Origin of the sequence: Rhodoferax sp. (assembly GCF_037143375.1) — a bacterium.
GTDB lineage: Bacteria > Pseudomonadota > Gammaproteobacteria > Burkholderiales > Burkholderiaceae_C > Rhodoferax.
This window is the reverse complement of sequence record NZ_JBAWYV010000029.1, coordinates 1-12,358: the sequence shown is the minus strand read 5'-3', so window position 1 is coordinate 12,358 and position 12,358 is coordinate 1. Positions and strand designations below refer to the sequence as shown.

13 protein-coding genes are annotated in these 12,358 nt (G+C 56.6%); 3 read left to right on the top strand and 10 right to left on the bottom strand.

Annotated features, from left to right (window positions below; genetic code table 11):
* Positions 1-69 precede the first annotated feature (69 nt).
* The 4 genes from WCG50_RS06825 to speB form a co-directional block, all read right to left on the bottom strand.
* On the bottom strand, positions 70-411 hold the full coding sequence (locus tag WCG50_RS06825; RefSeq protein WP_336898834.1) for a hypothetical protein: 342 nt from the start codon (positions 409-411) through the stop codon (positions 70-72).
* A gap of 48 nt (positions 412-459) precedes the next feature.
* Positions 460-858 carry a response regulator gene (locus tag WCG50_RS06820; RefSeq protein WP_336898833.1) on the bottom strand — a complete coding sequence of 133 codons (399 nt, stop codon included), beginning with the start codon at positions 856-858 and terminating at the stop codon, positions 460-462.
* 85 nt (positions 859-943) lie between these two features.
* Positions 944-2,245 (bottom strand): FAD-binding oxidoreductase, encoded by a 1,302-nt coding sequence (locus WCG50_RS06815; protein ID WP_336898832.1) that lies wholly within the window; start codon positions 2,243-2,245, stop codon positions 944-946.
* A gap of 13 nt (positions 2,246-2,258) precedes the next feature.
* Positions 2,259-3,176: an agmatinase gene (speB, locus tag WCG50_RS06810; protein ID WP_336898831.1), complete on the bottom strand. Its 918-nt coding sequence runs from the start codon at positions 3,174-3,176 to the stop codon at positions 2,259-2,261.
* A gap of 200 nt (positions 3,177-3,376) precedes the next feature.
* Here speB and WCG50_RS06805 point away from each other — a divergent pair, with 200 nt between their 5' ends.
* The gene (locus WCG50_RS06805) at positions 3,377-4,321 is read left to right on the top strand and encodes a DMT family transporter (RefSeq protein WP_336898830.1); all 945 of its coding nucleotides are present in this window, start codon (positions 3,377-3,379) and stop codon (positions 4,319-4,321) included.
* On the opposite strand, the gene rraA is transcribed toward WCG50_RS06805, so the two are convergent.
* Positions 4,314-4,835, bottom strand: a complete 522-nt coding sequence (gene rraA, locus WCG50_RS06800; protein ID WP_336898829.1) for a ribonuclease E activity regulator RraA — start codon at positions 4,833-4,835, stop codon at positions 4,314-4,316. The two genes, WCG50_RS06805 and rraA, sit on opposite strands and share 8 nt — an antisense overlap.
* Before the next feature lie 194 nt (positions 4,836-5,029).
* Here rraA and WCG50_RS06795 point away from each other — a divergent pair, with 194 nt between their 5' ends.
* Positions 5,030-5,494 carry an SWIB/MDM2 domain-containing protein gene (locus WCG50_RS06795; protein ID WP_336898828.1) on the top strand — a complete coding sequence of 155 codons (465 nt, stop codon included), beginning with the start codon at positions 5,030-5,032 and terminating at the stop codon, positions 5,492-5,494.
* A gap of 148 nt (positions 5,495-5,642) precedes the next feature.
* The gene (locus WCG50_RS06790; protein WP_336898827.1) at positions 5,643-6,554 is read left to right on the top strand and encodes a cation diffusion facilitator family transporter; all 912 of its coding nucleotides are present in this window, start codon (positions 5,643-5,645) and stop codon (positions 6,552-6,554) included.
* Here the strand turns inward: WCG50_RS06790 and WCG50_RS06785 are convergent.
* From WCG50_RS06785 to WCG50_RS06765, 5 genes are all read right to left on the bottom strand, one after another.
* Complete coding sequence (locus WCG50_RS06785) at positions 6,544-7,524, bottom strand: peptide ABC transporter ATP-binding protein (protein ID WP_336898826.1); 981 nt, start codon at positions 7,522-7,524, stop codon at positions 6,544-6,546. The two genes, WCG50_RS06790 and WCG50_RS06785, sit on opposite strands and share 11 nt — an antisense overlap.
* On the bottom strand, positions 7,521-8,495 hold the full coding sequence (locus WCG50_RS06780) for an ABC transporter ATP-binding protein (protein ID WP_336898825.1): 975 nt from the start codon (positions 8,493-8,495) through the stop codon (positions 7,521-7,523). The genes WCG50_RS06785 and WCG50_RS06780 overlap by 4 nt, the downstream gene beginning before the upstream one ends.
* A gap of 22 nt (positions 8,496-8,517) precedes the next feature.
* Complete coding sequence (locus WCG50_RS06775) at positions 8,518-9,435, bottom strand: ABC transporter permease subunit (RefSeq protein ID WP_336898848.1); 918 nt, start codon at positions 9,433-9,435, stop codon at positions 8,518-8,520.
* A 35-nt stretch (positions 9,436-9,470) separates the two neighbouring features.
* On the bottom strand, positions 9,471-10,499 hold the full coding sequence (locus WCG50_RS06770) for an ABC transporter permease subunit (RefSeq protein WP_336898824.1): 1,029 nt from the start codon (positions 10,497-10,499) through the stop codon (positions 9,471-9,473).
* 103 nt (positions 10,500-10,602) lie between these two features.
* Entirely contained in the window at positions 10,603-12,192 is a 1,590-nt protein-coding gene (locus WCG50_RS06765) for an ABC transporter substrate-binding protein (RefSeq protein ID WP_336898823.1), read from the bottom strand.
* Positions 12,193-12,358 lie beyond the last annotated feature (166 nt).

Genomic DNA, 12,358 nt, shown 5'->3' with positions numbered 1-12,358 from the left:
CTTTTCTGCACATCGTCAAATCGTCAAGCTGACAACATAAATATTGAAAGACTCAGTCGCGACGGTAAGTCACCGGTCTGAACCGAGCAGTTTTGCAATGGATAGCAACACCTGGTAAGCACTGCCGTTGTCCGGGATGGCCGGGTCAAACCGGTGCGCCAAGTACTCCACGGCGGGCCCGATTTCTTCAGCCGTCATGTTGCATTTTTCTGCCGCAGCAGTCAGTACCCGAGTGTCAGGGTGCTCGTAGTCGTCAGCCTGCTCCCCAAGCATCGTTAGGGCGTAAAGGTAAACGGCCTCAAACGCCAAATCCGCTCGTGAGCGCCAAGGCGTCGACTCTCGTTGTGCATCTCGCATAAACGAATCCGCAAGCGTGCGCCGCCCTTGAGATTTGGTGGTTGCATCTGTCATTTAATGCGCCCAAACTTGCTGAGGAAAAGAAGGCATTTTTACAGCCATTCACAGCATCGTTTCAAGCGTAAATGTCCCGCTCAGTTTTTGGTGGTTTATCACCACCTCGACGAGTCGTTTCAGTCGAAACGGCTTAACAAAATAAGCATCTGCCCCAGCCCGCTTGGCTTCTTCGAAATCACTCGCCTCAGACAATCCTGATATCAATATGACATAGGTGTCTTTCAACTCAGCATCGCTTTTGACCATTTCACACACTTGAAAACCATTAACACCTCCAGGCATCAAAATATCCAGCATCATGACTATCGGCTTATGCTCTTTGGCCGCTTTAAGCGCGGAAAGTCCGTCAGAGGCTTCGATGATTCGATGGGTCGGCCGCTTTAGAGCAATGGTCAGCAACTTCCTTGTTTCGGCGTTATCTTCAACGATCAGTATATTTTTCATGCTCTGAGAACAGCGTTAGGTTAATTAGGTTTCACTGAAAAATGAAGACTGAAATAGGGGTGGCATGCCATTCATTATTTCAACTTTAAAAGGCGTCACGCAAGCGGTGGTACAGCGTACCCAACACCAGGCTCGGCATGCGCAACAACGGCCCCCCCGGGAACTTGTGGTGCTGCAGTTTGGCAAACACATCAAAGCGCTCGGCCTGCCCGGCCACGGCCTGCGCAACAAGACGCCCCGCCAGGCCCGTTAAAGCCACGCCATGGCCACTAAAGCCCTGCAGATAATACAGGTTGTCGCCCAGACGGCCAAAGTCGGGCGCGCGGTTCATACTGATGTCCACAAACCCGCCCCAGACAAACTCGATCGGTACGCCGCGCAATGCGGGAAACACATCGCCCATGCGCCGACTCATGACCGCCTGCAGGTTCGACGGGGTGCGCGTGGTGTAGCTCACGCGCCCGCCAAACAGCATGCGGTGGTCGGCGCTGAACCGGAAGTAATCCAGAATAAAGTTGTTGTCGCAGGCCGAGGCATTGCTCGGAATCAGCCGCTGGCACAGCGCCGGGTCCAGCGGGGCGGTGCCAATCATGTAGGTGCCCACCGGCATGATGCGCGGCGTGATGTCGGGCGCCACCTGCGGGCCATATTCCTCCAGCGTGCAGTTACCGGCCAGCACGCCAAACTGGGCGGTGACCGAACCGGTGGCGGTGCTGGCCGTCAGTCGCGCACCACGCTTCAACCCAACCACGGGCGAGTGCTCGAAAATTTGCACACCCAAGGCCCGAGCGGCTCGTGCCAGGCCCAAACCAAACTTGAGCGGATGCAAGTGCCCCGACTTGCTCTCAAACGCCGACGCGCAGTACAGCGGGCTTTCGATATGCCGCTGCACGTCCGCACCGCTGGCGAAATCCGAGGCAAAACCGTAGTCTTGCGCCAGGGTCTTCATGTCGGCCTCCAGCGCGCGGGCCTTGCGCGGCGAATCCGCCACGTACAGGTAGCCTTTGACCCGGTCGCAGTCAATCTGAAACTGGGCAATGCGCTCATCGATCAAGTCCACCGATTCCATCGACAGGTCCCACGCCAATCGCGCTTGGTCGCGGCCCAACTGCTGCTCAAACGGTTCCTGCCCGCTGGCGAATCCCACAATCGCCTGGCCACCATTGCGCCCCGACGCCCCGCTGCAGACCCGGTCCGCCTCCAGCACCACCACCGAGTAGCCGCGCTGCGCCAACTCAATGGCCGACGACAAGCCGGCATAACCGGCGCCCACCACCACCACATCCGCGGTCAATGCTCCGCGCAAAGGGGGCGCGGCGGGGTCGCGCTGCACGCTGGCCTCGTAGTAACTGTTCTGGTTGAGCTGGGTATCGGAGTTGAGCAACATGGGCAATTTCTCTCTAAATCCGTTTGGCCACTTGGCCGCAAAGGTAGGTCCAGACAAAGGTCGCTGCGGCGTTGCTGGTCAGCTCGGCGTGGTCATACGCCGGGGCAACTTCCACGCAGTCCATCCCGATCATGTTGAGCGGGGCCAGTTCTTCCAGAAAGGTGAGCACCTGAGAGCTGGTCATGCCTCCCGGCTCAGGCGTGCCGGTGCCCGGGGCAAAGGCCGGGTCGAGGCAGTCGATGTCGAGCGTCAGGTAGCAGGGCCGGTCCCCTATGCGTTCCAGTACTTGTTGAATAAGCGGTTGCAACGAAAGCCCATCGAGCCCGCGCATTTGACGCGCCGTAAAAATAAGGCCACCCTGGTCTTGCACATACTCGCGGGCCGCGCGCTCACCACTTGAGCGCAGGCCAATCTGCACCGTGTGGGCCGGGCTCACCAAACCTTCCTGAATCGCCTCATAAGTCCAGGTGCCATGGCCCGAAGGCTCGCCAAAATGGTCCTGCCAGGTGTCGCAATGCGCATCAAAATGCACCAGCGCCAACTCGCCATACTGTGCCTTTGCGGCGCGTAACAGCGATAAGGTGACCGAATGATCGCCCCCCAGAAAAACGCAATGGTGCTTCGCCATCTTCTCAGCCGCCTGGCGCTCGATGTGCTGACGCACCTCGGCCAGGGGCGAGGCATTCGGCAAGCGCATGTCGTAGCCATCGCCCAGATGGTCGATCGGGGAAACGCCAAAAAACGGGTGCAGTCCATCACACAACATCAGGCTGGCGCGACGTATCTCTTGCGGGGCAAAGCGGGCGCCGGGGCGATTGGTCACGGCCCCATCAAAGGGCACCCCGATCAGGGCGAAGGGCTGATCGCTCAGTTCGGCCGCCGCAAGAAAGCGGTTGCTGTTGTTGGCGTATGCAAAATGGCCCATGCTCATGTTTAACCTCTGGTTGGTGGACCCTGAAGGTAACGCCGTTTAACGCTCGAATTGGTGCCAATTTGCACCCAGGTCTGCAAACCACTCAAAACACAGCCTGGACGCAAGCGGACTTTCACTCGGTAAACTGTCTTTGGGTTACGCTTCGCCAACACGACCTTCAAGGCCCAAAAAGTCGGGCGTCAAACGATTCCAGAACCATGCTCAAGCACCCCAACCCTCTGACGGCTTACCTGATGCTCGCCCTCAGCATGGCGCTGGTGGGCAGCTATGTCGCCCTTTCAAAACCGCTGGTGGCAGCGCTGCCGGTATTTTTACTGGCCTGGCTGCGCTTTGGCATCGGCGGCCTGGCTATGCCGCACTGGCTAAAAAAACCAGCCAATGAAGTTCCGATGACCCGTGCCACCCAAAAACTGGTTTTTCTGGAGTCGCTGCTGGGTAATTTTTTGTTCTCCATCTGCATGCTGTTTGGCGTGAGCATGACCAGTGCAGTGTCCGCAGGTGTCATCATGGCGGCCATTCCAGCCGTCGTCGCACTGATGAGTTGGTTCTTCCTGGGCGAGCGAATTGGCTTGCGGGTGTGGGCCGCCATTGCCTGCGCCGCTTTTGGCATTGCACTCTTCTCGCTATCAAAATCAGAGCTGCCTGCGCACGTAGCACGGGGGCTAGAGGTCAATTCTTCTTATAAGCACGTGCTGTGGGGCAATCTGCTGGTGTTTGGCGCGGTTTTGTGCGAGGCCGCTTATGCGGTGATTGGCAAGAAGCTCACAGGCACCCTGACCCCGAAACGGATCACCGCCTTGATCAACCTGTGGGGCTTTGTCCTGATGACGCCTTTCGGTCTTTTTATGGCCTGGAATTTTGAGTTCAGCGCTGTGGCCGCTGGCACCTGGTGGCTCTTGGTCTTCTACGCGCTGGCGGCCAGCGTTGGCACGGTGTGGCTCTGGATGACCGGCTTGCAAACCGTCCCGGCCGCCCGAGCCGGGGTCTTCACCGTGATGCTGCCGATATCGGCAGCGGCGGTGGGCGTCGGGGTGCTGGGTGAATCCTTGAGCGGCCTGCAAGGCGTGGCCTTTGCTATATGTCTGACGGGCGTGGTGCTGGCCACCCTGCCCTCAAGGACGCTTGCAGCGACGGTCAAATAAGCGACGCTGCGCTCAGCACCATACCGTCTTCATCGGCATACAGCCAATCGCCCGGACGCACCCAAACGCCCTGAATCTGAACCGCAATATTCTTTTGGCCTTCCTGGCGCTTTTCCGTGGGCAATGGCATGCTGGCCAAGGCGCGAATCCCGACCTTGAGGGCGCCGAGCTCGGCAACATCACGCACGCAGCCATCCACAACGACACCCGCCCAACCGTTTTTGACGGCGGCGGCACCCAGGTTACCGCCCAGCAAGGCGCGGCGCAATGAGCCACCGCCATCGACCACCAGCACCTTACCGACACGACCGGCGGGCGTATCTTCATAACCCACCGAATCAACGGCAGCTTTGACCAGGGTGTTGTCTTCAAAACACTTAACGGTCACCACGGGGCCGCTAAATTTTTGAGTGGATCCAAAGTCTTTGAACACCGGTGGCAAGACGCGAAAGTCGCCGCTGGTGTCATTTTTATGGGCATCACAGAGATCGCAAGTTGCGAATGATGGGGTCATGTCGGGGGCTCCTTAAGTTGACAAAATTGTAAAACCACAAAAGATGTGACCTAAGCCAATAAAAAAATACAGTTTCCCAATGAAATAAACAGTTTCCCTCTAGGAAACGCGCTATTTCTCCAGTAGCATCGCCTTGCCAGTGAAGAAGCTGTTTTTCTCTGGTGATTAATCAACTTCCAGAAGGACAATAAATCATGGCAACTGCATCGAAAGCTCCGGCAAAAAAAGCTGCACCTGCAAAAAAAGCAGCACCGGCCAAGAGCGCGGCCCCCGCTAAAAAAGTAGCACCAGCTAAAACGGTCGCCGTCAAGGCCCCTGCCAAAAAAGTGGCACCGGCTAAAAAAGCTGTGCCCGCCAAGGCCGCCGCTCCCGCTAAAAAGGCAGCTGCTACCAAAGCACCGGCTAAAAAACGCACTGCCAATGCAGCGTTCATGAAAGCCCTGACACCTAGCGCCGCTCTGGCTGCTGTCGTTGGTGCAACCCCTCTGGCGCGCACGGAAGTCGTGAAGCAATTGTGGGTTTACATCAAGAAACACAAACTGCAAGACGCTGTGAACAAACGCATGATCAACGCCGATGCAAAGCTGAAAGAAGTTTTCGGCAAGATGCAAGTCTCGATGTTCGAGATGGCTGGCCTGATCGGCAAGCACCTCAAGTAATCAGCTTGGGCTGACCGCTAAAAAGCCGACGCAAGTCGGTTTTTTTTCGTTCCAGTGATACCTGCAAACTGGATTTTCAGCAGCGCCTTAAGCCTGCTTTAAGCTCTGATCGATAGCGTCTTGGGTTAAATAATTTACCGTCAACTTTATGATCTCACTGCTCCCCACCCACTTTCTGACCCCCAGGCGTTTGTTGTTGGCTTCGATCGTGGTGGCCATCATCACCATCACGCTCAAAACGCTGGCCTGGTATGTGACAGATTCGGTCGGCTTGCTGTCAGATGCGATGGAGTCCTTCGTAAACCTGGCCAGTGCCATTTTTGCGCTGATGATGGTGACAATCGCCCAGCGCCCCGCGGACAACGAGCACCCCTACGGCCATCACAAAGCAGAGTATTTTTCCTCCGGATTTGAAGGCATCCTGATTGTTGGCGTGGCGATCGGCATCATCTGGGCCGCCGCATCACGGCTGCTCCATCCACAACCTCTGCAAGAACTGGGGTGGGGCCTGGCCTTGTCGGTTTTGAGTTCTGCCCTGAACGGCCTGTTGGCGTGGGTCATGTTCAGTTCGGCCAAAGTGCACCGCTCCATCGCACTGGAGGCTGATGCCAAGCATCTGGTCACCGATGTCTGGACCTCGGTGGGCGTCGTGGTGGGCTTGATCGGCGTGGCCCTGACCGGGTGGCTCTGGCTGGATGCGGTGGCGGCTATCGCGGTAGCGTTGAATATTCTGTGGGAAGGCGGTCACCTGATGTGGCGCTCGTCCCAGGGACTGATGGACGAAGCGGTAGAACCAGATGTGCTCCGGGCCATCCAAAAAACGATTGCGTCGTTTAACCACGAAAGCATTCGTTTTGACCATGTCATCACCCGCCGCTCGGGTCAGCGCCGCTTTGTGGACTTGCACATGCACATGCCATCGACTTGGACCTTGGGTCGCGCTGCCGAATTCAGGACCAGTGTCGAACAGGCATTAATGAGCGCCGTACCGGGCTTGCGGGCCACGATCCAATTACTGCCCAGCGACGTAGAAGCTCATCTGGATGATCCTAGGGATTGACCGGCAAGGTCTCTGCATGGTGGCACGCCAGTTGCCGACCTTCAAGCAAGCGCAATACGGGTTCCTCTACCGCGCAGCGTACATCAGCATACGGACAGCGCTTGTGAAAAGCACAGCCAGTAGGCGGATTCAAGGGGCTGGGCAACTCCCCCAAAATTTTGATTTTCTTTTGCCGTTGGTGCGGGTCAATTGAGGGTGTGGCCGACAGCAGTGCCTGAGTGTAGGGGTGCATTGGGCGGGCAAAAATAATGGTTTTCGGGCCGGTCTCGACCACCCGGCCCAAGTACATCACCATCACGTCATTGGCCACATGCTCTACCACCGCCAGGTTGTGCGACACGAAAACATACGCGGTGTTGAATTCTTCCTGCAAGTCCATGAACAGGTTGAGCACCTGGGCCTGAATCGAGACGTCCAGTGCCGAGGTGGGCTCGTCTGCCACCAACACCTTGGGTTGCAAAATCATGGCGCGTGCGATCGCTATGCGCTGGCGCTGACCGCCTGAAAACATGTGCGGATAGCGGTGCCTGTACTCGGGGCGCAAGCCCACGCGCTGCATGATACGGGTGACCACTTCAGCGCGTTGTGCGGCCGTCATGGGGGTATTTAGCAACAAGGGCTCAGCCAATTGGGCCTCGATTTTTTGCCGTGGATTGAGCGAGGCATAGGGGTTTTGAAACACCATCTGCACCCGGCTACGCAGACGCTGGCGTTGCGCTGCATCATTCGGGTTGACCTTCTCGCCATCCAGCGTCAAAGTGCCGCCACTGGGTGGCTCGACCAGCGTCAGTTGCCGGGCCAGCGTGCTTTTGCCGCAACCCGATTCTCCGACAACCGCCAGGGTTTTACCGGCCTCCAGTGCGAAGGAAACACCATTCAGGGCCTTGACCATCAGCTTGGGTTGGAACAAGCCTTGCGAGACCCCGTAATGACGCGTCAAACCATCTGCCTGCATGACCACCTGACTCATACGCCGGCCTCAGCTTCTATTGGATAAAAGCACCGCACCTGCACTTCACCATGGTCGGTCAAAAGAGGTTTCTGACTGAGGCATTTTTCGAGGACGCCTGGGCAGCGCGGCGCCAAGAGACATCCCCGTGGACGGTCATATTGTCCCGGCACAATACCGCCCAAGGTATTCAAGCGCCTCGCGCCCCGGCTGCGTTCTGGTACCGCCTGCAACAAGGCATGGGTATAGGGATGTGTCGGCGTTGAAAACAAGGCCCCCACCGCCCCCTGCTCCACCACTTGTCCCGCGTACATCACGGCCACACGTTGCGCGACTTCAGCGACGACGGCGAGATCATGAGTAATCATGATCAGCGCCATGCCTTGGGCCTTTTGCAAGTTCACCAGCAAGTCCATGATCTGCGCCTGAATGGTCACATCCAGGGCTGTGGTGGGCTCGTCGGCAATCAGTAATTTGGGGTTACAGGCAATGGCAATGGCAATCATCACGCGTTGGCTCATGCCGCCTGAAAACTGGTGCGGGTAGTTGTCAAGCCGCCCTTTGGCGCCCGGTATCTCAACCAACTCCAACAGTTCGATAGCGCGGGACTTGGCCGCAGAACCACGCAAGCCCAAGTGCTGCTTGAGCACCTCAATGAGCTGAAATCCAACCGTAAAGCAGGGATTGAGCGAGGTCATGGGGTCCTGGAAAATCATGGCCATGTCCTTACCCAGAATCTTGCGACGCTGAGAGTCAGGAATACGAATCAAATCCTGGTTGTCAAACTGCAACCGGTCTGCTTCAACACGACCCTGGCCTTGCAGCAAACCCATCAGGGCCATCATGGTGACTGACTTGCCGGAGCCGGACTCACCGACAACGCCTAAAAGTTCACCCGAATTGACGGTCAGGTCAACGCCATCCACCGCACGAAAAGCCTGTCCTTGCGGACCAAACTCTACGCTTAAATTTCGTATTTCCAAGAGACTCATCGTCGGTTCCCGTCGCGCCTGATCAAGATGCGGTTTTCAATTTGGGGTCGAGGGCGTCACGCAGACCGTCCCCCATCAGGTTGATAGCCAGCACCGACAACAGTATGGTTAAGCCCGGCAAGGTAACCACCCACCAGGCGCGTTCAATGTAGTCCCGTGCCGAGGCCAGCATGGTGCCCCATTCCGGCAACGGTGGCTGAACGCCCAAACCCAGAAAACCCAGGGCCGATATTTCAAGAATGGCCGATGAAAAACTCATGGTGGCATGCACAATCAACGGCGCCATACAGTTGGGCAACACCGTGATGAACATCAAACGCAGTTGGCCTGCCCCTGACAAGCGGGCCGCCGTGACGTAGTCCCGGCTCAGTTCGGTCATGGCCGAGGCACGAGCAAGCCGCACATACGCGGGCAGCGACACCAACGCAATGGCCAGCATGGCATTGGTCAAACCGGGGCCAAGAATGGCGATGATGGCTACCGCCAACAGCAGCGCGGGCAAGGCCATCATGATGTCCATCAGACGCATGATGAGCCCGTCCACCACTTTGCCCGAGAACGCCGCCAGTAGCCCCAACGTCACCCCCGGCAGCAAGGCCAGCAACACAGACACCAAGCCCACCAATAAAGACAGCCGGGCGCCATGAATCAGGCGCGACAAAATATCGCGCCCCAATTCATCGGTACCAAACAGAAACTGCGATGTGCCGCCCGACCAGACCGGCGGCTGCAAAAAGTGATCGCGGTACTGCTCGATAGGGTCGTATGGCGCAACCCACGGCGCGAAAATTGCCATCAAGGCGACCAGAAGCATGAACGCCATTCCAGCGACAGCGCCTTTGTTTTTTGAGAAGCCTCGCCAGAATTCAGCCAACGGTGTGGGGTAGGACAACACGGCCGCCAGTTCAGAGGCTGCAGTATTGGCAGGTCCGGCAGTCATGTTTTCAAGCACCTGGATTGGTTTTAATTCCATATCTAACCTTGATGCCGAATACGCGGATTGGCCACACCATACAAAATATCCACCAAAAAGTTGGTCACGATCACCAGGGTGGCGACCAGCAAAATGCCATTTTGAACCACGGGGTAATCACGTCGGCCAATCGCGTCAATCAGCCACTTGCCGATGCCGGGCCAGGAAAAAATGGTTTCCGTCAAGACTGCGCCACCCATCAGGGTGCCCACCTGCAGACCGATGACGGTCAACACGGGTATCAGGGCATTGCGCAAGGCATGAACAAACACCACGCGGGCTGGCGACAAACCCTTGGCACGGGCGGTGCGCACATAATCTTCGCGCAGCACCTCCAACATGCTGGAGCGTGTCATGCGCGCAATCACCGCCAACGGAATGGTGCCCAGCACAATGGCGGGCAAGATCAGGTGCCGCACCGCATCCCACAAAGCGCCTTTATTGAGGTCGGGGTCGGCCAACTCGGCGCGCCAGGCGTCAATCAGCATAAAGCCGGTGTGGGGTGGCACATCAAACACCAGGTCGATACGACCCGACACCGGCGTCCAGCCCAGCCCCACTGAGAACACCAGAATCAACAGCAAGCCCCACCAAAAGATCGGCATTGAGTAGCCTGCCAAGGCCACCGTCATCACGCCATGATCGGCCAACGTGCCGCGCTTGACGGCAGCCACCACGCCGGCCACCAGTCCCACCACCAGCGCAAAAACAAGCGCTACCGTTGCCAGCTCCAGCGTGGCGGGGAACAGTACCTTGAACTCGCTCCATACGGTTGCCTGTGTTTTCAGGGAGGCCCCCAAGTCACCCTGCGCCAGTTGGTTCAGGTAGTGCAAATATTGAATCGGTAAGGGTTGGTCCAGCCCGAGCCGCTTGAGCGCGGTGGCATGCATCACCGGGTCGAGCGTGCGCTCCCCCATCATCACCTCAACGGGGTCACCCGGAATCAGGCGAATCAGTGAAAACGTGAGCAGCGTGATACCAAAAAAGGTGGGAATCAGCACGCCCAAGCGTCTGAGAATAAATGCAAACATTAATCGAGCCTAAAAATACAAAGAAGGCAGGGCCGCGATCAAATCGTATGCCTTGCCTTCATGGCGATCATCACCAATGTTCGATACTAACGCTGCTGACTGGCTATTTAACGCTGACACCTTCAAAGTTGTAATCGCCAAACGGGCTGATCTTGAAGCCGTTGAGCTCTTTGCGCATGGGTTGGTTGACAGTGGAGTGCGCAATGGTGGTCCACGGCAGGTCGTGCTTGAACATCACTTGCGCTTTCATGTAGAGGTCAGTGCGCTCTTTCAGGTTGGTGCTGAAGCGTGCCTTGAGCACCAAGGCATCAAACGCTTTGTTGCAGTAGCGCGAATAGTTGGACCCACCCACGGCATCGCAGGTCAGCAAAACGCCCAGAAAGTTGTCGGGGCTGGCGTAGTCGCCAGTCCAACCCATCAAGCCGGTGTCGTGCTCACCATTTTTGAGGCGCTTAAGGTATTCACCCCACTCGTATTGCGTGATCTTGGCTTTGACACCAATTTTGGCCCAATCGGCCTGAATCATCTCTGCCATCAACTTGGCGCTGGGGTTGTAGGGGCGCTGCACTGGCATCGCCCACAGAGTGATCTCAAAGCCATCGGGGTAGCCAGCTTTTTTCAGCAGCTCTTTGGCTTTTTCGGGATTGAAGGGGGCATTTTTCAGGCTGCTGTTGTAAGACCAGAGGGATGCCGGAAATGGATTGCTGGCCTCTTGGCCCTGGCCCTGATAGACCGCGTCAACGATGGCTTTACGGTTGATGGCCATGTCTAGCGCCTGACGCACTTCGAGCTTGGAGGTTTGGGTTTTTTCTGTGTTGTAGCTCAAATAGCCCACGTTGAAACCAGGTGCGGAGTCCATCTTCAGAGCCGGGTCGGTGCGCATACCAGCAATGTCTTGCGGCTTGGGCTGCGACATGATGTGGCACTCGCCAGCTTTGAGTTTTTGCACCCGAACCGAGGCATCGGTGGTGATGGCAAAAATCAGGTTATCAACCAACACATTCTTGGCATTCCAGTACTGAGCAAACTTGGCATAACGAATTTGAGAGTCTTTTTGGTATCGCTTGAGCACGAAAGGCCCCGTGCCTACCGGTTGCTGGTTGATCAGGGACGCCTGACCAGCGGTCAGCAATTTATCGGCAAACTCTGCAGACAGCACCGAGGCAAAGGGTAAGGCAATCTTGGCCAGCATGTCTGCATCTGGCTTTTTCAGTTGGAAAACGATCGTCAAAGGATCAGTCTTCAAAATGGCGGTAATGTTGGCGTCGATACCTGTGTCAGACGCAAAAGGAAATTCGGCCGGGTAGGCTTTGTTGAACGGGTGATTTTTGTTGGACATACGCCCAAAAGTAAAAATCACGTCGTCAGCATTAAAGTCTCGAGTGGGTTTGAAGGTGTCGGTGGTGTGAAACTTGACGCCTGAACGCAGTTTGAAGGTATAGGCAGTGCCATCGGCAGAAACGGTCCACGATGTAGCCAAACTTGGTTCGATCTCGGTACTGCCTTTTTTGAACGCCACCAGCCGGTTAAACACCGCATGACCCGACGCATCGAACGTGGTCCCACCCGAGTATTGCGCCGAGTCAAAACCCTCAGGGCTGGCCTCAGAGCAATATATCAGAGTGTTTCCCGCCTGAGCAACCAGGCTGATGGCGGACATGCCCAAGGCCAACATCAACTTGCTGAGTTTCATGCACATCCCTAAATTAAAAGAAAAGTTGTAACAACAAAACAATATTGTGCGCCAAAAAGTAGAACCAGACCGTGACATTGGGTGAGGCAATAAAAAACCCGCTGTAGCTATAGACTAAGCGGGTTTTAAGTGGTCTTGATAAGACCTGAAATCTTCAATTGGTGCC

Bases quoted from the DNA above. Each gene is read 5' to 3' on its own strand.
- WCG50_RS06805 (WP_336898830.1), top strand. From the start codon at position 3,377: ATGCTCAAGCACCCCAACCCTCTGACGGCTTACCTGATGCTCGCCCTC.
- WCG50_RS06815 (WP_336898832.1), bottom strand. From the start codon at position 2,245: ATGTTGCTCAACTCCGATACCCAGCTCAACCAGAACAGTTACTACGAG.
- WCG50_RS06820 (WP_336898833.1), bottom strand. From the start codon at position 858: ATGAAAAATATACTGATCGTTGAAGATAACGCCGAAACAAGGAAGTTG.
- WCG50_RS06790 (WP_336898827.1), top strand. From the start codon at position 5,643: ATGATCTCACTGCTCCCCACCCACTTTCTGACCCCCAGGCGTTTGTTG.
- WCG50_RS06795 (WP_336898828.1), top strand. From the start codon at position 5,030: ATGGCAACTGCATCGAAAGCTCCGGCAAAAAAAGCTGCACCTGCAAAA.
- WCG50_RS06775 (WP_336898848.1), bottom strand. From the start codon at position 9,435: ATGACTGCCGGACCTGCCAATACTGCAGCCTCTGAACTGGCGGCCGTG.
- WCG50_RS06770 (WP_336898824.1), bottom strand. From the start codon at position 10,499: ATGTTTGCATTTATTCTCAGACGCTTGGGCGTGCTGATTCCCACCTTT.
- WCG50_RS06785 (WP_336898826.1), bottom strand. From the start codon at position 7,524: ATGAGTCAGGTGGTCATGCAGGCAGATGGTTTGACGCGTCATTACGGG.
- WCG50_RS06825 (WP_336898834.1), bottom strand. From the start codon at position 411: ATGACAGATGCAACCACCAAATCTCAAGGGCGGCGCACGCTTGCGGAT.
- speB (WP_336898831.1), bottom strand. From the start codon at position 3,176: ATGAGCATGGGCCATTTTGCATACGCCAACAACAGCAACCGCTTTCTT.
- rraA (WP_336898829.1), bottom strand. From the start codon at position 4,835: ATGACCCCATCATTCGCAACTTGCGATCTCTGTGATGCCCATAAAAAT.
- WCG50_RS06765 (WP_336898823.1), bottom strand. From the start codon at position 12,192: ATGAAACTCAGCAAGTTGATGTTGGCCTTGGGCATGTCCGCCATCAGC.
- WCG50_RS06780 (WP_336898825.1), bottom strand. From the start codon at position 8,495: ATGAGTCTCTTGGAAATACGAAATTTAAGCGTAGAGTTTGGTCCGCAA.